The organism is Arthrobacter bambusae (genome assembly GCF_030812595.1).
In the GTDB taxonomy this organism is placed as follows: domain Bacteria; phylum Actinomycetota; class Actinomycetes; order Actinomycetales; family Micrococcaceae; genus Arthrobacter; species Arthrobacter bambusae_B.
The window spans coordinates 352,179-371,504 of sequence record NZ_JAUSSZ010000003.1 but is presented as its reverse complement, the minus strand read 5'-3'; the positions used below and the strand labels follow the sequence as shown (position 1 = coordinate 371,504).

21 protein-coding genes are annotated in these 19,326 nt (G+C 64.7%); all 21 read right to left on the bottom strand.

All coding sequences use genetic code 11. The features are described 5' to 3' along the window. Nucleotides 1-180, bottom strand: a 180-nt coding sequence (locus J2S96_RS07135; RefSeq protein WP_306861286.1) for a hypothetical protein, incomplete at its 3' end; no start/stop codon positions are given. A 537-nt stretch (nucleotides 181-717) separates the two neighbouring features. Then, nucleotides 718-2,166 carry a DHA2 family efflux MFS transporter permease subunit gene (locus J2S96_RS07130; RefSeq protein ID WP_306861284.1) on the bottom strand — a complete coding sequence of 483 codons (1,449 nt, stop codon included), beginning with the start codon at nucleotides 2,164-2,166 and terminating at the stop codon, nucleotides 718-720. A 138-nt stretch (nucleotides 2,167-2,304) separates the two neighbouring features. Then, nucleotides 2,305-3,207 carry a pantoate--beta-alanine ligase gene (gene panC, locus J2S96_RS07125; RefSeq protein ID WP_306861282.1) on the bottom strand — a complete coding sequence of 301 codons (903 nt, stop codon included), beginning with the start codon at nucleotides 3,205-3,207 and terminating at the stop codon, nucleotides 2,305-2,307. A gap of 2 nt (nucleotides 3,208-3,209) precedes the next feature. Continuing rightward, nucleotides 3,210-4,160, bottom strand: coding sequence for a Rossmann-like and DUF2520 domain-containing protein (locus J2S96_RS07120; protein ID WP_306861280.1), 951 nt, complete (start codon nucleotides 4,158-4,160; stop codon nucleotides 3,210-3,212). Continuing rightward, nucleotides 4,153-5,661 carry a PH domain-containing protein gene (locus J2S96_RS07115; RefSeq protein ID WP_306861278.1) on the bottom strand — a complete coding sequence of 503 codons (1,509 nt, stop codon included), beginning with the start codon at nucleotides 5,659-5,661 and terminating at the stop codon, nucleotides 4,153-4,155. Before J2S96_RS07115 ends, J2S96_RS07120 begins: the two co-directional genes overlap by 8 nt. Further along, nucleotides 5,658-6,170, bottom strand: a complete 513-nt coding sequence (locus J2S96_RS07110) for a PH domain-containing protein (RefSeq protein ID WP_306861276.1) — start codon at nucleotides 6,168-6,170, stop codon at nucleotides 5,658-5,660. The genes J2S96_RS07115 and J2S96_RS07110 overlap by 4 nt, the downstream gene beginning before the upstream one ends. Further along, nucleotides 6,151-6,672, bottom strand: coding sequence for a DUF3180 domain-containing protein (locus tag J2S96_RS07105; RefSeq protein ID WP_306861274.1), 522 nt, complete (start codon nucleotides 6,670-6,672; stop codon nucleotides 6,151-6,153). Before J2S96_RS07105 ends, J2S96_RS07110 begins: the two co-directional genes overlap by 20 nt. A 3-nt stretch (nucleotides 6,673-6,675) precedes the next feature. After that, nucleotides 6,676-7,215, bottom strand: a complete 540-nt coding sequence (gene folK / locus J2S96_RS07100) for a 2-amino-4-hydroxy-6-hydroxymethyldihydropteridine diphosphokinase (RefSeq protein WP_306861272.1) — start codon at nucleotides 7,213-7,215, stop codon at nucleotides 6,676-6,678. Continuing rightward, on the bottom strand, nucleotides 7,212-7,571 hold the full coding sequence (gene folB / locus J2S96_RS07095) for a dihydroneopterin aldolase (RefSeq protein ID WP_306861270.1): 360 nt from the start codon (nucleotides 7,569-7,571) through the stop codon (nucleotides 7,212-7,214). Before folB ends, folK begins: the two co-directional genes overlap by 4 nt. A 29-nt stretch (nucleotides 7,572-7,600) precedes the next feature. Further along, nucleotides 7,601-8,506 (bottom strand): dihydropteroate synthase, encoded by a 906-nt coding sequence (folP, locus tag J2S96_RS07090; RefSeq protein ID WP_306861268.1) that lies wholly within the window; start codon nucleotides 8,504-8,506, stop codon nucleotides 7,601-7,603. Nucleotides 8,507-8,513: 7 nt separating this feature from the next. Further along, a complete protein-coding gene (gene folE / locus J2S96_RS07085; protein ID WP_306861317.1) occupies nucleotides 8,514-9,134 on the bottom strand; it encodes a GTP cyclohydrolase I FolE in 621 nt (206 codons plus the stop codon). Between the two features lie 58 nt (nucleotides 9,135-9,192). Next, on the bottom strand, nucleotides 9,193-11,262 hold the full coding sequence (gene ftsH / locus J2S96_RS07080) for an ATP-dependent zinc metalloprotease FtsH (protein ID WP_306861266.1): 2,070 nt from the start codon (nucleotides 11,260-11,262) through the stop codon (nucleotides 9,193-9,195). Nucleotides 11,263-11,511: 249 nt separating this feature from the next. Further along, nucleotides 11,512-12,042: a hypothetical protein gene (locus J2S96_RS07075; RefSeq protein WP_306861264.1), complete on the bottom strand. Its 531-nt coding sequence runs from the start codon at nucleotides 12,040-12,042 to the stop codon at nucleotides 11,512-11,514. Next, a complete protein-coding gene (locus J2S96_RS07070; RefSeq protein WP_306861262.1) occupies nucleotides 12,036-12,749 on the bottom strand; it encodes a hypothetical protein in 714 nt (237 codons plus the stop codon). Before J2S96_RS07070 ends, J2S96_RS07075 begins: the two co-directional genes overlap by 7 nt. Continuing rightward, nucleotides 12,746-13,357 (bottom strand): signal peptidase I, encoded by a 612-nt coding sequence (locus tag J2S96_RS07065; RefSeq protein WP_306861260.1) that lies wholly within the window; start codon nucleotides 13,355-13,357, stop codon nucleotides 12,746-12,748. Before J2S96_RS07065 ends, J2S96_RS07070 begins: the two co-directional genes overlap by 4 nt. Next, nucleotides 13,327-13,902 carry a SipW-dependent-type signal peptide-containing protein gene (locus tag J2S96_RS07060; RefSeq protein ID WP_306861258.1) on the bottom strand — a complete coding sequence of 192 codons (576 nt, stop codon included), beginning with the start codon at nucleotides 13,900-13,902 and terminating at the stop codon, nucleotides 13,327-13,329. The genes J2S96_RS07065 and J2S96_RS07060 overlap by 31 nt, the downstream gene beginning before the upstream one ends. 66 nt (nucleotides 13,903-13,968) lie before the next feature. Continuing rightward, a complete protein-coding gene (locus J2S96_RS07055) occupies nucleotides 13,969-14,574 on the bottom strand; it encodes a SipW-dependent-type signal peptide-containing protein (RefSeq protein WP_306861256.1) in 606 nt (201 codons plus the stop codon). A 167-nt stretch (nucleotides 14,575-14,741) separates the two neighbouring features. Further along, nucleotides 14,742-15,293: a hypoxanthine phosphoribosyltransferase gene (gene hpt / locus J2S96_RS07050; RefSeq protein ID WP_306861255.1), complete on the bottom strand. Its 552-nt coding sequence runs from the start codon at nucleotides 15,291-15,293 to the stop codon at nucleotides 14,742-14,744. 31 nt (nucleotides 15,294-15,324) lie between these two features. Next, a complete protein-coding gene (gene tilS, locus J2S96_RS07045; RefSeq protein WP_306861252.1) occupies nucleotides 15,325-16,362 on the bottom strand; it encodes a tRNA lysidine(34) synthetase TilS in 1,038 nt (345 codons plus the stop codon). A gap of 86 nt (nucleotides 16,363-16,448) precedes the next feature. After that, the gene (locus tag J2S96_RS07040) at nucleotides 16,449-17,552 is read right to left on the bottom strand and encodes a zinc-dependent metalloprotease (protein WP_306861250.1); all 1,104 of its coding nucleotides are present in this window, start codon (nucleotides 17,550-17,552) and stop codon (nucleotides 16,449-16,451) included. A 216-nt stretch (nucleotides 17,553-17,768) separates the two neighbouring features. Beyond that, the gene (dacB, locus tag J2S96_RS07035) at nucleotides 17,769-19,148 is read right to left on the bottom strand and encodes a D-alanyl-D-alanine carboxypeptidase/D-alanyl-D-alanine endopeptidase (RefSeq protein ID WP_306861315.1); all 1,380 of its coding nucleotides are present in this window, start codon (nucleotides 19,146-19,148) and stop codon (nucleotides 17,769-17,771) included. Nucleotides 19,149-19,326: the final 178 nt, after the last annotated feature.

The window sequence follows — 19,326 nt, the reverse complement described above, 5'->3', positions numbered from 1 at the left end:
AGCACGCCGCCAGCGTTCATCCTGAGCCAGGATCAAACTCTCCGTTGAAGTAAAAACAAAAACGAACACAACCATCCCCACCGGAAATAACGGCAAAAGACGACTGCAAAATCTGAAACCAGCTGAAAACCAGACCACCACACACGGGGGTGCGCAGCAATCCAGCAAAAATTCAACCAATTCAACAAAAAAATCGGTATCAACAAACTTGGCACACTATTGAGTTCTCAAACAACAGACACACCCGGCACCACCCAACCACAAGGCCAGACTCGCTCCGGAGCAACTTTCCAAACTTACCAGACCCGCCCGCCCCGCACAACTCCCGAAACCAGGAACCACACCGGACAAACACCGTCCACGACCCCGGAAACCACACCGGAACACACCAAAGCGAACCAAGAAAATTGGTTTCCATTTGAAAGGGGGTCGGTCGCTATCTTTCCGCTTCAGCGGCGGCGACTCGAACTACTCTACACACCCCCAACACCCCACGCAAATCACGCCGACACCACCATCCCGTAGTCCAAAACCCTCTACAACACGGCGGTTTCGGCCTCAATCCCCGCCAGAATGGAGGCCTTTCGGGCACAAGCCAGAAACATGCCGTGCGTCACACGCCCCCGGCCAAGTCACACGCCCCCGGCCAGGTCACACGCCCCCGCCCAAGCAAGCGACCAGCCAGGAAACACAACCGAACGAGCAACCGCAAGCGGGCTAGTGCCCGGCTGCCCCCTCGGTCTTGCGCATCATGGTGGACAGCACTACGGCAACCACTGCAATCAAAGTGGCTGTCAGGAACGCGGCCTGCATCCCGGCAACAAAGCCGGACCCGGCAGCCACGACGGCGAAGATCGAAACCAGGAGTGCGGTCCCTGCGGCCCCCGCCACCTGCTGAAGCGTGCTCATGATGGCCGAGCCATGCGAATAGAGGTGGGGCGGAAGCGGGTTGAGGCCTGTGGTGAACGCCGGCGTGAACAGCAACGCGAGTCCCAGGCTAAGTACTGCGTAAAGGACCACGACCCACCACAGGGGACTATCCGCGTTGAGCATCGAGAACTGCCACAGTGTGAGCACCAGCAGGATTGAACCTGTCACAGTCAGCGGGAGCGGACCGATCTTGTCGAACAACCTGCCGACAACCGGGCCGAGGAGCCCCATCGCCAAGCCCCCGGGAAGAAGCGCCAGGCCGGTCTCCATCGGCTGCAGGTGGAGGACGTTCTGCAGGTAGAGCGGCAGGAGGATCACTCCGCCGAACAGGGCCATCATGGCGACCACCATGAGCAGGACCGACACCGTGAACATGCGGAAGTTGAATGCCCTGAGGTCCAGCAAGGGTGCGTCGGACTTCTGCAAGCTGAGCTGGCGGAAGACGAACGCCGCCATGCACAGGACACCGATCACCAGCGCAGCGATCGGCGCGGCAGCGACTCCGCCGTGGCCGCCGATCTGGCTCAATCCATAGACCAACCCGCCGAAGGCAGGAACGGTCAGGACCACCGAGAGGAAGTCGAGCCGCACGCTGCCTCGCTCGCCGACGTTGGTGAGGAACCTTGCACCGAGGCCCATGGCCAACAGGGCCACCGGCAGCACGAAGACGAACATGAATCGCCACGAGAAATGGTCAAGGATGATGCCGGAAACCGTGGGGCCCAAGGCTGGCGCAACCGAAATCGCGATGGTCACGTTACCCATTACCGCACCTCGGCGGGACAGGGGAACCAAGGTCAAGATGGTTGTCATCAGCAGCGGGAGCATGATCGCAGTGCCGCCCGCTTGGACGATGCGCGCCAACAGGAGCACTCCGAAACCCGGGGCTAGCGCGGCGAGCAGCGTGCCGCTGCTGAACAGTCCGATTGCCAGGAGGAACGCCGCTCGAGTGGTGAGTCTCTGGAGGATGAAGCCGGTGGTGGGGATGACCACCGCCATGGTCAGCATGAATCCAGTGGAGAGCCACTGGACTGTGGGTGCGTCGACGTTGAGGTCCGTCATGAGCCGCTGCAACGCGACGTTCATGATGGTCTCGTTGAGGATCACCACGAAGGTGGCCACGAGTAGAGTGACGATGACGGTGACAGACTCCCGCGACATCCTGTCGCTGGATTGTTGTGTCCCCGTTTCCGGTACGGGGCCACCGGTCGCGCCTGATGTGACGTCGGTAGACATGAGGATCCCTCGGCTTTGGGTGCGATAGTGTCCGGCGCTCGACACCGGTGAAGACTCCAACAGTCTAAGCCTCCGCCGCATTCCCGTCAGCAGCTTAATCCAAACGTTTGCGTGCGGGAATCCGAAAGTTAAGAGTGCTCAGGAACTCAGCGGCACGTTGTCGATCAACCGCACAGGGCCGACCTTCGCCGCAATGATGGCAAGGCCTTCACCCCGGAACGGAGTTTCCTTGCAGTTTTCGGCGAGCGGTTCCAGTGTGCGGGGGTCGACGACGTCGAAGTAGTCCAGCTTCACGAGGGGTTGCGATTCAACGAGCGCGACGGCGGAGTCCAGCTCGAGCGGCTCGTTCGCCAAGGCGCGGGACTCAAGAAGGCGGAGGGCGCGGGACAGCACCAGGGCTGCTTCTCGCTCTTCTTCGGAAAGGAAACGGTTCCGGCTGGAAAGCGCCAGGCCCTCCTCATCGCGCACGGTAGGCACGGCCACGATGTCCACGGGGAAGCTGAGATCGGCCACCATGCGCTTCACGAGGGCCAACTGCTGGGCATCCTTCTGACCGAAATACGCGCGGTACGCGGCAGCACCGCCGTCGACGGCTGGACCGCCGGGCAGCCCGTAGTGCAGCAGTTTGGCGACCACTGTGAGGGCGCCGTCAAAGTGGCCAGGACGCGACGCGCCCTCCCATTTCTCGCCCAACGGTCCCGAGGTCACCCGGACCAAGGGCTCCCCACCGGGGTATACCTCGTCAACGGACGGTGCGAAGACGAGATCCACGCCCTCCGCGTCCAAGAGAGCCATATCCGCATCAAGCGTGCGGGGGTAGCGCTCGAGATCCGCGGCCTCGCCGAACTGCAGGGGATTCACGAATATGGAGGCCACCACGACGTCGTTCTGCTCGACGGCGGTCCGGGCCAACGCCGCGTGGCCGGTGTGCAGCGCTCCCATCGTGGGGACAAGGCCTAGCGAGCTGCCGCGCTTTTCCGCGAGCAACCGCGCACTTTCGGCCCGCAGTTCCGCTGCGGTGGTCACAAGTTTGATGGTCATTCTCAGTTTCCTTCCTGCGCCCCGGCAGTGTCGTCGCCTGGACGGTCTTCACCGTTGTCCGGCGTACCTGGGCCGTCCAAGGCGTTGTTGATGTCGCCCAACTGGCCCTGCTTGAGCAGTCCGCGATTGACTGCCCGGCGGGCCGTGGCGCGTGCCATGGCCTGGTACGCCGCGAGGACATCGCCGCCGGCACCGCCGTCGTACTCTTTGAGGGCCTCCGAATGGGCGGCGACGGTCCCCACATCTCCGCGGGCCACGGGCCCGGTCAGCGCGGACTCGCCGGAGGCCAGCGCGTTCTCCAAGGTGGCGCGGAGCAAGGGGCCGAGCATGCGCTCTGGTGCGTCGACGCCGATGTCCCGAAGCAGCTGGGATGACTGGGCCACGAGGGTGACCAAATGGTTTGAACTGTGCGCGAGCGCTGCGTGGTAAAGCGTGCGATCGGCCTCGGCAATGGCCACCGGCTCGGCACCCATTTCCACAACGAGGGCTTGGGCGATGGGCAACATCGCGGCGTCGGCGGTAACCCCGAAGGTGCAGTCCATGAGCCGGGTCAGGTCCAGGCTCATGCCCGTAAACGTCATGGCGGGGTGCAGCGCAAGCGGAATGGCACCTGCCGCGCGGACCGGCTTCAGTATTCCGACGCCGAAGCGGCCGGACGTGTGCGCCACGAGTTGGCCGGGCTGCCATGCTCCCAGTTTGGCGAGTCCTGCCACGAGTTCGCCGAGGGCATCATCCGGAACAGCGACGAGCACCAATTCGGACCGCTCCACGATTTCCTGGATTTCGAGGACCGGGACACCCGGCAGCAGCGTCTCCGCCCGCTCCCGGCTCGCCTCGGATACGGCGGAAACCCCGACGACGGCGTGCTCGGCCGCGCGCAGGGCCGCACCCAACACGGCCCCCACCTTGCCGGCGCCGATGATTCCTACGCCGAGACGTCCTGGCCTAGCCATGGTCGGGTTCCTCCTGGGTCGATGCGTGTTGCATGGGATGCGTGGTTGTCGGCGCAGGCACTGGCGCTGTCCGTCGCTGCGGGAGCCATTGCTCGGAATTGTCCTGTGCCAGGTTCTGCAGTTTGCGGGCTTCCCGGGCCCGGGCCGCCTGCTGGTCGAACAAGCCGAGTGCTTCCCCGGCGGCGGCTTGGATGAGCCGGGGCGCCACCGGACCTGGAGTCGTATGCAACACAAGGTCGGCCACCCCGAAGAGCCGGGCCAAGGGACCTTGGTGGAGTGCGATGGACTGGGTTCGCTGATGCGGGACCATCACCAGCTTCCGCCACAAACGTCCGGAGCGCAGCAGCAGGGCCGTATCCGTTGAAAGGAAGCCGTTGCGTCGCCAGCCCAACGGAGAAAGGATCCAGGCACGCTTGGGGGTGGTGACGAAGCCGGCGCCGGAATCCAGGCCGGTCAGCCCGGCCGTGAACACGCGCTCAGGGTCGGCCGTACCGGGGTCGGGCAGGACGAGCGAGAGCATCACCATCACCTCGGGCTTCCGGCCGACGGGAAGCAGCATGGTCCGGTGCTCGCCTTCGCTGCGGTGGTGTTCGCCGTAACCGGCAACGTTCACGTGGATCCGATACCAGCCGAGAAGGCGCCACAGCGGCGGCTGCGTGACCTTGAGGGCCTGGATACGCCCGGGAGGCACGGTCTGGGCCCGGGTATCCAGGAGTCCGTAGCGCAAGCGGATGCCGTCAGGGGAGATTGCCGCCGTAAAGTTGTAGCCCGTGTTGAACGAGCGCCAGTAGGCCGTTCCCAAGCCGAGGATTGCCGGAATCAAGTACAGGATGAAGGCTCGGGACTCGGTCAGCACTGACACCAGCACCGACGCGATGGCGCTGAGCACAATGAAGAAGCTCTGCTCGCTCAGGATCAGGGACCCGACAAGCCTTCCCGGCGGCACGTAGAGCACTACCTGCTCGGGTGCCTCGGGCACTTGGACCGTTTCGCTCCCGTCAGCAATGCCGGCGGCCCTGCCCAGTATGGTGGCACGGAGCTGCTTGGCTTGCTCAAGCCTCAGGTAAGAGAGCCGCACGGCCGAGTGGCCGGCGTCGGCCACCTCGAATTTCAACTCCGCGAGCCCGAAAATACGGGCAAGGAGGGGCTGCACGATGTCGATGGCCTGGACCCGGTCGAGCCGCGCCTGGCGCTGCTGTTTGAACAAAAACCCGGTGTTGACCCTGACATACCCCTCGGCGAGCTGGTATCGGGTGAAATACCAGCTAAGGACAAAGGAGCCCAAGGCCAGCAACAGGAAGACGCCGCCCCCGGCAAGCAGCCACAGGGTGCGCTCGTTGAGGTTGTCGCCGATGGTTCCGCGGCCCTGGAGCGTCCGCTCGAAGGTGTCGCGGCCAAAGAAGTAGACGATCGCAGCGAGGGCCACCCAGCCCCGCACGAACGGCGACGCCGGATGGACGCGGTGCCAGTCGCCGTCGACCACGGTCCGTTCCTGGGTCACAGCCCTGCCAGCCTCGCTTCGCCGCGGGCCGAAAGCTGCTCGCGCAGCCGTGCGCCTTCAGCGGCGGGAAGTCCGGGAAGGCGGGCGTTGGTTCCAGCCGATGCGGTGTGGAGTTTGACGGTGCACAAGCCCAGGAGCCGTTCGACGGGTCCGACCGTTACGTCGACGAACTGCATCCGACCATAGGGAACCACCATGGTCCGCTGGAAGAAGATGCCGCGGCGGACCAAAAGATCGTCGTCGCGTTCCGCGTAGCCGATGGCCCTCACTTGCCTCGGGATCAATACGAGCCGCCAAAGGGCAAGCAGCAAAAAGGCCGCGGGAAGGGCGACGGCCAGCCATAGCGGTGGCCACTTCCACCAACCCAGTTCCACGAAGAGCAAGGGCAGGCTGAACAGGCCGATCGTGATCACGTTGCCGATGGCCCACTCCACGAGCCGCACCGACACGTATTTCGGCGAAAGGCGCAGCCACTGGATGCCCGGAGGATCAATCGCCGCGGTATGCATATTCGCCTTCGCCCTTGGCCTCGCCACGGCGTGAATCCCCGACACCGGGGCCGCCTTCCAAGTCTTCCGGAGGGATCCGGCAGAACCGCTCCACGACGAAGCCCACGATGGTCATGATGACCCCGCCGCCGCCCATGATGAGCGCGAGCCACAAGATGCCTTGGTCGCTGCGGAAATTCCAAAGCCGGAGTTGCTCAATCGCGATTCCAACATGCCAGCCCAGCAGCACGGTTCCCGCATAGGCGCAGGCCTGGGCGAGGACCAAGGTTCGCGCGGCCAGGATCGGGTTGAGCATGGCCTTCTTCTTGCCGTTGCGCCAGCGCAGGACGCGGATGCCCATGATCAGCGTGAGCACGGCGATAAAGCCCATGGTTACCAGCGCGGAAGGAGGAAGCACCGGCGTCGCCATGCTGTAGCGCGTAGTGAGCACAGTGGCCAGCCAGCCGATTGCCGCAAGGACGACGGCGATGATCGCCAACAAGAGCGGACGCATGGCCTTCATGGGCTATTCCACCGCTCCCGCGGCAGCGACGCTGCCGGATCCGTCGAAGCCGTCGAAAGGCCGAAGTCCGGGAAAGTCCTCTGCCCGGGTGGCCAGTTCGGCGACGCTCTCACCGTTGAGCCGCGCCGCGGGGTCCAGAAGGGCCCACGGATAGAGCACGAAGGCCCGCTCGGCGGCCCGCGGATGCGGCAGGGTCAGGGTTTCCTCGTCGCTTGTGAGATCGCCATAGACAATGATGTCCACGTCCAAAGTGCGGGGCCCCCAGCGGACCTCCCGTACCCGGTGGTGCAACTGTTCGACGTCGTGGCAGTGCTGCAAGAGGTCAAGTGGCGCAAGGGTGGTCTCGATGGCGATCACCATGTTGAGGAAATCCGGTTGCCCCACGGGCCCGCCCACAGCTTTGCTCTGCACCACGGGAGAGACTCCGAGCAGGCGGATTTCAGGCCGGTCAACGAGGTCGGCAACGGCGGTGGACAGGGTGTCGTTCCGCTCCCCCAGGTTGCTGCCGAGGGCCAGGATGGCTTTTGTGAAACGGGAGCTCATGCACGCTCCCTGTGGACACTGACAGCGACGTCACCGAAGGGCACCTCGATGGGAGCCTTGGGTTTGTGGATTGTGACATCGACGGCGGCGACGTTGAAGCCAGCCAGGATCCCCTCGGCGATCCGCACTGCGAGGGCTTCGATCAGGTTGAATGGCTCGCCCGAAATGAGGGATGTGATGAATTCGGCCACTTCACCGTAGTGTGCGGTGAACTGCAGGTCATCCGTTTCCGCGGCCTTGCTGAAATCGGTGTGCAGCACTGCGTCGACGACGAACGGCTGTCCGTCCCGCCGCTCGAAGTCGAAGACGCCGTGATGCCCGACGGCGGTCACGCCGGTCAGTGTGATCTTGTCCAAACCGGTCCCTCCCCCTCTGTTCACGAAGCTTAGTGTCTGATGCGCGCCGCAACCTTGACGGCGTCAAGGCTGGGGCCGACGTCGTGTACGCGCACGGCCCAGGCGCCATTCGCGGCGCTGATCGCCGTGATGGCAGCTGTGGCGTGGTCCCGCTCCTGTGGTGCCGCGGCCTTGCCGGCCACGGTCAGGAGCGTCCCAAGGAACCGCTTGCGGGAAGCGCCGATCAAGACCTTGTGCCCAAGTTCATCCAGCCTGCCGATGTGCTTGAGAAGTTGCCAGTTCTGCTCCTCGTCCTTGGAAAAGCCCAGGCCCGGATCCACGATGATTTGTTCAGGTGTGACGCCTGCCGCGTAGAGCTTGTCGCGGACGCCCTTGAGCTCCTCGATGACTTCCTCCACGACATTTTCGTAGTCGGCAAGGCTGCTCATGGTCTCGGCGTCGCCCCGGCGATGGGTCAGGACGTAGGGCACCTTCGTGCGTGCAACGAGTTCGGCCATCTCAGGTTCCATGCTCAAACCTGAGACGTCGTTGATGATTGCGGCACCGGCTTCCACGGCCGCCGCCGCCGTCGATGCGTGCGTCGTGTCGATACTGACGAGCGCCCCGGCCTTCACGAGTGCCTGAATCACCGGCAGGACCCGGCGTTGTTCCTCTTCCGGGGAGACGGGTTCGGCACCCGGGCGGGTCGATTCGCCGCCGACGTCGATGATGTCCGCTCCGGCGTACAACATGCGCAAGCCGTGCGCGATGGCGGTATCGGCCGTGGGGTGCTTGCCGCCGTCGCTGAATGAATCCGGCGTGACGTTCAGAATTCCCATGACAAGCGTGCGGTCGGCCGGCAGGTCCGCGAAGCGCGCGGCTGGACGGGGTTTGCGGAGAATGGGCAACGGGCTGGTAGCCGGGCCCGTTCCTGGTGCTGCTGCGAGGGAATCCATGGTCTTGTTACCTTCCGAGTATGAGGCTCATGGCTTCGGCACGGGTGGCCGGGTCATGAAGTTGCCCGCGCACTGCGCTGGTGACGGTCTTGGCGCCGGGCTTGCGGATGCCACGCATGGACATGCACATGTGTTCGCATTCGACGACGACGATCGCGCCCCGCGGCTTGAGGTGGGTAACAAGCGCTTCGACGATCTGGGTGGTCAGGCGTTCCTGGACCTGGGGCCTGCGGGCATAAATGTCCACTAGTCGGGCCAGCTTGCTCAGTCCCGTCACTTTGCCGTCGTGGGAAGGAATGTATCCAACGTGCGCGACGCCGTGGAACGGTACCAAATGGTGCTCGCACGTGGAATAGAACGGGATGTCCTTGACCAGCACGAGTTCCTCGTGGTCGAGGTCGAACGTGGTGGAGAGGACATGCTCAGGATCCTGGTGCAGGCCCGCGAACACCTCGGCGTAAGCCTTGGCAACCCGCTTTGGCGTATCCAGGAGTCCGCCACGGTCAGGGTCCTCCCCCACGGCAATGAGGATCTCGCGGACGGCCGCCTCAATGCGGGGGCGGTCGACCTTATATGAGTGGTGCCCGTGGCCGTGTCCGTCTGGCGTCCCCCCGGAGGTGCCGCCGATTGCATCACTGGCGGCACCGCTGAAGTCGTCGTCGTCGATGTGAGTCACAGCAGAAAGCTTAGCCTTGATGCGAAACGTCGGTGCCCGCGTCAGGTCCTTGGCCGGTGAATGACTCCTGGCTGCTGACTCCCTGCGGGTGCGGGGGCTGGGCGTCGAGGGGCTCGTCAAGGCGGGCTGCCTTGGCTTGTTCCCGTGCTTCGCGCTCTGCCTTCTCCGCGCGGGTTTCCACCGGCGGGATGGTCTGGACCGGACGGGACTCCTTGGACAGCCAGACCTCGCGGAAGTCGCGCTTGCGGATGTCGCGGAAGATGTGGGCGATCTCGGCCTGATTCAGCGTTTCGCGCTCCAGCAGTTCCAGGGCCAACTGGTCCAGGACGTCGCGGTTCTCGGTCAGGATCGCATAGGCCTCATCGTGGGCCTGATCGATCAGGCGGCGCACTTCCTCGTCAACGATGTACGCCACCGAGTCCGAGTAGTTCCGTTCCTGGGCCATGTCCCGGCCCAGGAACGGCTCGCCGCCGCCTGCGCCAAGCTTCACGGCGCCGATGCGTTCGCTCATGCCGAATTGGGTGACCATCTTCCGGGCCGTTCCGGTGGCCTTTTCGATATCGTTCGAGGCTCCCGTGGAGGGGTCGTGGAAGACGATTTCCTCCGCAACGCGGCCACCCATGGCGTAGGCCATCTGGTCCAGGAGTTCGTTGCGCGTGATCGAGTACTTGTCGTCCTCCGGGACAACCATGGTGTAGCCAAGGGCGCGGCCGCGGGGCAGGATGGTGATCTTCGTGACAGGGGCGGAATTGCGCAGTGCTGCCGCCACCAGGGCGTGGCCACCCTCGTGGTAGGCCGTGATCTTCCGCTCCATTTCCTTCATGACGCGGCTGCGCTTCTGCGGACCGGCCATGACGCGGTCGATTGCCTCGTCCAGGGCGCGGTCGTCAATCAGGTTGGCGTTGGACCTGGCAGTCAGGAGGGCGGCCTCGTTGAGCACGTTGGCAAGGTCAGCGCCGGTGTAACCAGGAGTCTTCTTCGCGACGGCCTTTAGGTCGACCCCATGGGCCATCGGCTTGCCCTTGGCGTGGACCTGCAGGATCTGTTCGCGACCAATAAGGTCCGGTGCTTCCACGGTGATCTGGCGGTCGAAGCGGCCAGGACGGAGCAGGGCAGGGTCCAGGACGTCCGGACGGTTGGTTGCCGCGATCAGGATGACGTTGGTCTTGACGTCAAAGCCGTCCATTTCGACCAGGAGCTGGTTGAGGGTCTGTTCGCGCTCGTCGTTGCCGCCGCCAATACCGGCGCCACGGTGACGGCCGACGGCGTCGATTTCGTCAACGAAGATGATGGCGGGCGCGTTGGACTTGGCCTGTTCGAAAAGGTCGCGGACGCGGGAAGCACCGACGCCGACGAACATTTCGACGAAGTCCGAGCCCGAGATCGAGAAGAACGGGACGCCGGCCTCGCCTGCGACGGCGCGGGCCAGGAGCGTCTTGCCGGTACCGGGAGGGCCGTAGAGCAGCACGCCCTTGGGAATCTTTGCGCCAACCGCTTGGAACTTTGCCGGTTCTGCGAGGAATTCCTTGATTTCCTGGAGTTCCTCGACGGCTTCATCCGCTCCGGCGACGTCCGCGAAGGTGACCTGCGGCATGTCCTTGTTGACCAACTTGGCCTTCGACTTGCCGAACTGCATCACCTTGGAACCGCCGCCTTGCATGCGCGAGAGCAGGAACCAGAAAAGCACACCGAGAAGGAGCACGGGGACGAGGAGGGAGAACAGTCCGGAGAACCAGTTGTTCTCGACCGGCTGGTCCGTGAAGCCACCGGACGGTTGGGCGTTGGTGACGGCCTTGACGACGTCCCCGGCCCGTGCGGTGACGTAGAAGAACTGGACGTTCTTGCCCTTGTCCTGGCCATCGATGACGAGGTTGTCTTTCAGCGTCAGGTCGACGCGGTTCTCGGCGTCGTAGATCTTTGCCTGGTCCACCTTGCCGCTCTGGGCGAGGACCGCGAGGCCCTTGTCGGTGTCGATGCGCGTGGATCCGCCGGGGGCAAGGGTTGCAAATGCCACCAGGAGCAAGCCGACTACGACAACAATCCAGATGCCCGGGCCCTTGAAGAAACTCTTAGCTTTCATCTGTTCGGGGGCTCCGCCCCGTCCCTCCTGGTAGTGCTGCACGGCGCAGCTTCTGCGCGCGTGTGGTGCTGCGTCAGTTTCTAGCTTTACACCGTTCGGAGTGATTCACGCACAGTGATGGGCAAAAGTTCCCTCTAGGCGTACATGAACAGGCAATTCCGGAAGCTCCCGGGGAAATACATGGTTCTTTCGGGAACCCCGTGTTGCGAGTCGCACTCAAGCGCGTAGCGGTTGCGACTACGGTTGCGACTACTGCACAGTACATACCGGGTTGATGCCGGCCAGGCCCATGGACGCGTTTGCCGTGGCCAGGGTGGAGACCCACCCCGAGCCGTCCTTCGTCTGCAGATAGACGCCGTAGGATCCGCCGAGCAGTCCGCTCAGGATGCCTGACTTGAACTGCGTCGTATATATCCCATTTACTGGGCCCGTGGTGGCCAGGCTGCTTCCAACGGTCACGGGAGTCAGGTTTGAAAGCAACCCGCCGCTGGCTACGTAGTAATTGACGTTGGCGGGTGCCACATACCCGGTTCCCGCGGGGAACTGCCAGTTAACAGTAATCACGGGGTCGGCCCCGGCAAAGCCCGTGCTGAGAGTGCACGGGCTGATCATGACGGGCGCCGGAACCTTGAACGCTTTCAGTGTTCCGGAGCCGAATTCGGAGGCGGTCCAGCTCGCGTCCGTCGTCCCGGTTCCATCCGGGACCACCAAGAGAGCGGACGCGACCACGGCCACCGCGAGCAGCGACCTTAGCCTGCGCGGCGTCGGGGGTCTTAGCATCGATCCCCACCCGGATCACGGGCGGGCACGATTCGATCGGCGGTGGCGACGGCACGGGCGCCGGCGAACCTCGACGCGACAGCCCCCACCAGGACGGCACCAAGGCCCAGAAGCGCAAAGATGCCGAGGCGGAATCCTGTGTCAGGGAGGCCGGCAGCGGGGATGTCCAGCGCCGACACGGGCTCTCCCGCGGCATCAACCCGTGCGGTAATTGTGGCTGAAAGGCCCTGCGCGCTGTTGCCCGCCGACGGCGAAAGCGCCACCTCAAGCAGCAGTTCGACGCCGGCAGGGATTCCGCCGTCGGGGTTCGCAAGACTGGTTGTGCCGCCCAAAGCGGAAAGGGTCGTCGCCGGGATGACGGTCTTTTCGCCGGACCGGCAGGCCTCGGCCGTCCAGGCGGTGGCGCAGCTTCGGACGCTCACCGTGACTAGTCGCGCCGCCGGGTCGGAAGCGTCAAACTGCGCGAGCGCGCCCTCCGCAAGCAGCCGCAGCCTCAAATCGCGCAGCGTCACTGCCCTGGTGGTCACCCCGATACTCCACCTGTTGGTCGATCCGGGCGCAAGGACGGTAGGCGGATTGTTGCCGCCGTGCGTCAGGATCAGGTCCGGCCCGTCTGCGGCGGCAGACGCCGGAGCGGCGCCCAGCAGACTCAGCGATACCAAGGTGGCTGTTGCCGCGTGACCCCGGCGGCTTAGGTAGCCGGTCATGCCCTCGCCTTGTGCCGCGCCCGCTGGTCTCTCTCCGGACGGGCGCTCTCCTGCCGGGGCCACAGCGCCCAGGTCACCAAGGCGGAGACGGCAAGCGTGGTGCCGCCGAGCACCCAGGGGTTCGATGCTCCCGCAACGAGGTAGGCAATACCCGGCACCGAATAGAGCACCGTGCGGACTTTGGAGACGGTGTACGGTGCGGGATCCTCCACCCGGTTGGCGTCGCCTTTGAGCGTGAGGACGGCGGTGGTGCCGTCGATCATCCGGGAGGATGTGACCCGGTGGGTGACGGGCAACTGCCCCGGCCGGTCCACGGTCACAATGTCTCCGATCCGGACCTCCGACACCGGGACCTCCCGCACCACCGCGAGCGATCCAGCAGGGATAGTCGGAGACATCGAGCCGGTCTTGAACATGATGAGCGTGATGTGGAAAAACACTGCCGCCAAGGTCAGGAGTATGCAGATCGCGCCGCCGACCGCCGCGAGGTTAAGCAACGTCTCGCGCACGGCGTCGCCGAGGCGCCGGCGGTCGCTGGCTCCCCGTGGTCGGGACGCGGCCCGCTTCAGCACCACAGTCACGAGTCCGACGCCCCCCTGATTTCCCACGTTGCCGTCACGTTGGTCCCCTGCAGGGAATTGTCCGCCGAGGCAAGCATGGTGATCTCAAAGCACAGCTGCGTAGGGCTCAGCGAGTTCGCGGCCACCGCTGTTGCGGCGCCGGACGTCGTCAGTGGCACCTTCGATGCCGAGGTACCGACGAGGTAGCTGGCACCCGCCGTGAACTGGCTCGAGTCGCACGTTCCGGACGAGTACCGGACCACGCGATAGGCCAAGGCAGCGGCCAAGGCGGCGTTGTCGTTGCTGGCTCCCTGGAGAGTCAAAGTCCCGGAAAGCGATCCCGCCGTAGTCCGGATCCAGATGGGAGCGTAGTTGACGGTGCTTGGTGACATTCCTGCCGCATTGAACGCCATGGTGGCGCCAGATCCCGAAGTGGGGTGCGCCAGCCATGCGCCTCCTGAATTGACGGAGGATTCGAGCTGGAACGAGCTGGCCGTGAACGTTCCCGCCGCGAACTCTGAATCGTTCCAGGCAGCGAGCGTGAATGTGCACCCAACACCGAGAACCAGGCCTCCGGCCAAGATGGCGCGCACACGAAGGAAGCGTTGTCGGCCCCCCTCAGCCCGACGAGTCGCCCTGCGTCCGGTCATCGTGGCTGGTCAGGAGGTGGATGCCGCAGCGAACTGCCACGTCGCCGTACCGCTTTGCCCTTGGACCAAGCCCGTGGCCGCCGTCACTTTGAAGCAGAGGAAGACCGCATCACCAGGATCGCTCGGGGGGCTGCCGGCGTTGAGCGTGAAGGTAACTCCGCTCAGCGTTCCGTCGAGAGCGGTACCCGCGGGCACCAATTGGGTTCCCGTAGTGGCGCTGGAGCATCCGAAGGAAGTGGGTTCAACGAGCTCGAAGCTCAGGTTCGCGACCGAGCCGGTGGCGGCGGCTGTGTGTACCGTGACCGTTGACCCCGTGCTGGTATTGGCCGCCAACCGAACCGCGAAGGGTGCGTAGACAGTGTCCCCTTGCGCCAGGTTGGATGGGTTGAGGGTGAATGGCAGGGCGGCTCCAGGGGAAGCAGAGTGCTCCGAATAGGACGTCCCGTCGGTGCTTCCTTGAAGATTGAAGGTGCCCGCCGTGAATGTTCCGGTGGCGAACTCGGAGTCATTCCACGCGGCCAACACCGCTGCGGCGCCGACCCCCAGGACCAATCCACCAGCCAGAAGCGCCCGGACTTTTCCCCGCTTTGACGCCGAAACAGAATCGATACTCAAAATGCCCCCCACAGGTCAAGTAAGCAACTAATGAGCTGAACGCTAACACGCGAATTGCCCAACATCGCCAGCCCTCCCCGAATGAGTTAAAAAGAGAAGGTCGGCCTCCCAAGGGGACGGCCGACCTCTCTCGCTTTCATTCGCGGCAATGCCGCAGCGCGAAAAGGCTATTCGTAGACGTGCGGGGCGAGGGTTCCCACGAAGTCCAAGTTGCGGTATTTCTCGGCGTAATCCAGTCCGTAGCCAACGACGAATTCGTTGGGAATGTCATAGCCGACGTACTTGACGTCAATCTCGACCTTGGCGGCCGTAGGCTTGCGGAAAGCCGTGCAGATTTCCACGGAAGCGGTGCCCCGCGATTCGAGGTTGGTCTTGAGCCAGGAGAGGGTCAGGCCGGAATCGATGATGTCTTCGACGATCAGGACATCCTTGCCCATGAGGTCGGTATCAAGGTCCTTGAGGATGCGCACCACTCCCGAGGACTGGGTACCGGATCCATACGAAGACACCGCCATCCAGTCCATGCTGACGTGGCTGTGCAGCGCACGGGCGAGGTCTGCCATGACCATGACGGCACCCTTGAGCACGCCGACGATCAGCAGCTCACGGCCCTCGTAGTCCTTGTCAATCTGTGCAGCAAGTTCGGCGATCCGTTTCTGGATCTGCTCCTTGGTGTAGAGAACGTGTTTGAGGTCTGCCTGGACGTCGTTTGAATCCACCAATGGCTCCTGTGTTGATGCGTGGGTGCGGCTAGTGTTGGGGCGATCTTTGATGCCGGAATACTAGCTTCCCACAGCCGCCGCCTTCGCGGGGAACGGTTGGTCGCCCTGCTGAGGCCTCCCGTTCCAATTCGCTCAGGGATACGCGGTAGACGTTGACGTTTCCGGGAAGCTGCACGGGACCCGCCGATCCCTGCCGGCGCAGTAAGGCCTCGGCGGCCTGGAGGCGCCCGTATCCGGGCTGTTGGCCCCCGACGTCGGCCGCTGCTTTGGCGATCACCCGGAACCTCAGCGCGGGAGGCAATTGCCTCAAGCGGTCTTCGGGCAGCCAGACTCCATCGTCGGCCCGGTTCACGAGCCCCGCATAGCTCTCCGCGGCAAGCTGGTCCAGGAAGTCAGCATCCTGTTGCAGGATCGAGGCGGTACGGGCGAGCGATTCGGCGACGCCGGGCCCCAACTTGTCTTCAAGCAAAGGCATCACCTCCACCCGGGTCCGCGAGCGGGCGAAGGCTGGGTCCGCGTTACTGGGATCGTGCCAGGTTTCGAGTTCCTCGGTCTCGCAGATCTCGAGGGTTTCGGCGCGGCGAAGCCCGAGGAAGGGACGAAGAAGCTTGCCGCGGGCGGGGCGCATTCCCGCGAGGGAGCGGGTTCCCGAGCCCCGGGCCAGGCCCAAGAGCACCTGTTCGGCCTGGTCGTCCAGGGTGTGCCCGAGCAGGATTGCTCCGCAGCCGAGTTCCGTGGCTGCTGCTTCGAGGGCCGCGTGCCGGGCGTCCCGGGCCGCGGCCTCGGGCCCGAAACCGGTAGCCTCCACATCCACGGTCCGCAGCTGGACGGGCGAGAGGCCCAGCCCCTCCAGGATCGACACCGTGCGTGCCGCAACCTCCCTGGAGCCCTCCTGCAGCTGGTGGTCAACGACGACGGCGGCAACACCCACGGGGTGGCCGTGCACATGGCCTCGTCGGGCGAAGTAGGCAGCCACTGAAGCGAGGGCCAAGGAGTCCGGCCCGCCGCTGCAGGCCACCAGGATTCGCTCCGGATAGCCCGCGGATGCCAGCGCGTCCTGCAACATGTTCCGCGCTTTGCCAACGACCGGCGCCAAACGCCCGGGACGCCGTCGTCCGCTGCTTGCCGCGGGGCCCGATCTGGTACCTGCGGTCACAGCCCCATCCGCTCAAGCCACAGCTTGGAGTCGTGGATTTCGGCTTCGGTGGGCAGTTTTTCGGCCGATTCCCAGACCCGGTTCAGGCCCTCCATGCCGGCGGCCGCAACCACCTCACGGACGAACTTGGCTCCGTCGCTGTACTGGCGCATCTTGGCATCCAGCCCGAGGATGTTACGGATGAATTTCTCGATCATGCCGCGGTCCTTGCCCCGCGCGCTGAAGCGCTGCCTGATGGTCTTCACCGACGGAACCAGGGTGGAATCGACGGCGTCCATCACTACATTGGCGTGGCCTTCCAGCAAGCTCATGACCGCTGTGAGGTGCGAGAGGGACGCCTTCTCCTCGGGGTTCTGCAGCAGGTCCAAAATGGCCCCGCGGCGGGGTACGGCGCCGGCGGAGCGATCGCGCAAGGACCGGGCGGCGGCCGTGGCGCGCTCCATAATGGAGTCCACATTGCCCAGCAAATTGGCGCTGAGGCGTTCGATTTCCTCAAGCATGTGGGTCCGGAGCCAAGGCGCCGCAGCGAATTGCACCCGGTGGGTCTGCTCGTGAAGGCAGACCCAGAGCCGGAAATCGTCCGGATCCACGTTGAGTTCGCGCTCCACGGAAATGATGTTAGGGGCCACCAGCAGGAGCCGCCCGGCAGGCGGCGCTTTCGAGTCCGGTGCGAGCGACGCGAAGGGATCGTATTGACCCAGGACCTTGCTCGACAAGAAGGCAAGCACAGCCCCGAGCTGGCTGCCGGTAATGGCGCCGCTCGCAGCGGCCGCGGCGGGCGTCATCGCCGGTCCGCGCCGGGAATCGAGCATTTGCTGAAGTGCCGGCTGGAGCATCACGGCAAAACTTTGCGTATTGGCCTTCGCCCACGACGCGCGGTCGACCACCAGGACGTGGGAGTCGCGGAGATCGCGCGCGGCTTCCAAACCGGTGATGTCATGCACATGCGGTACCGAGCTGTCGGCGCTGTGACGCAGGCTGTCCACGGCTTTGCCGATCTGGGCCGGGCTCAGTGATGGACCGGGGGGAGCGAGCCGGGCAGCCGTGGAGGCGGCCAGCTCCCAGTTGATGAGGGACTGGGCTTGCTGCTGAGACTCCATACGAACCATCAGAACACAACCGGCTGAATCTGCACCCTTAAGTTCGCTCAGCGGCGAACGTCAGGGTGCAGATTCTCGAAGCTCAAAGACCTGGGGCACGCACCCGTTTAGGACCGGCGCACCCGATAAGGACCGGCGCACCCAGTGCAACGGGCGCTTGGGTCCTCAGAGGGTGCGTGCATGCACACCTGGTTCCTTGGCGGGTACCGGCGAACGTCAACGACCCGAGCAACCACATGATGCGAGTGCGGTGGCGGCCCTGTCCAACGCCACTTTGTTTCCCGCTGCGCCCGGCGTGAGCCCGTTGCCGATGAAGGAAAAGACCAGAAGGCGCCCGTTCGCATCCACCACGTAACCGCTCAAAGCGATCACCGAATTCAAGGTGCCGGTCTTGGCCCGCACCAGTCCCGCACCTTCGGAGGTGCTGGCGTCTACATAGCGGTCGCCGAGCGTGCCGGTCAGTCCGGCCACGGGGAAGCCGGCGAGTGCGGCACGGAGACGAGTGTCCGGCCCCGACGTGATGGCACGCACTACATCCGCGAACTCCCGCGCCGACACCTGGTTTCCCAAGGCAAGGCCGGACACGTCTGCCAAGTGCAGGGAGTCCGTGGCGATCCCCAGTTCCGCCACTTGGGCGCTTACAGCCGCCGTCGCGCCATCATTGGATCCGGGCTTTCCCAGGGACAGGGCGGCCATCCGGCCGAAGACCTCCGCGAGGTAGTTATCCGAGGTTTCGAGCATCAAATCCACTTGCTCGCGGACGGTCGCAGACACAACGCTCGCGAGGACGTCCTGCTTTCCGGCCGGAGCGGTGGCGCGTTCCACGCCGGGGACCACCGTGAATCCCGCAGTGGCACCCGCGGCCTGGAGCTTCCCCGCGAATGCCTCGGCGGCGCTGAGGGCGGCGTCTTGCGGACGCGGACCGGTGGTTGCCCCCGGGCTGGTGCGGGCCGAGTTCAGGGCGATCGGAAAGATCGGCGCAGTCTCGCCGGCAGCGACATCGTCGAGGCTCCACGCCGGATTCAAGGCGGGACCGGTAAATAGTCCATCGTCCAATTGCACCGTGACCGGGCCCTTCACGCCGCGGTCCTGGAGTGCTTTTGCCGCATCGCTTGCGAGCGTCTCCAAACCGGCATGGCCAAGCACGCCGTTTGGCTGGGACGGGCCGTCGCCAAGCAGGACGTCACCTCCGGCGCTCAGGATGATGGTCGAGGCCGAAGGCCCCGCCAGGACCCTCGTGCTGAAGCGTGTCTCCGGGCCGATCGCCCGCAGCGCCGAGATCGCCGTAAGCAGCTTCATGTTGGACGCCGGCACCCGGTTCTTGGCGCCGTCGCGATCGTAAAGCGGAAGCCCGGTCAACGCGTCCTCAACGACGCCGGTGAAGTCTCCACCGCCGTCGGGCATCAGAAGGGCATTGAGCTGGTTTGTGACGTCGGCCGGCAGCGGGACCGGCGCGGAAGCATCCAAAGGCGCAACAATCTGGGTGCGGCTCAGCTGCTTGGGGACCTGTTGCCAGGCCGGCACCTTGGGTGAAGGCGTGCCGGCCACCCCCGGAACGGCGGGACCGAAGAACCCAGGTGCGACTCCGAAGCCCATCGGCACGGCCAAGGCCGCGATGACCAAGGTCAACAAGAGAAGTGGCAGAAAACGGACGATGCCCTTCGACACAGTTTTCCCGCGTTTCCCGCGCCTGGGCCTCCTTGGCCTGAGAGCGGGAGTCTCCTGCTGTTCCGAAGCCTGCTTTTCCGGAGCCTGCTGAGCTCCCGCCTCGTCA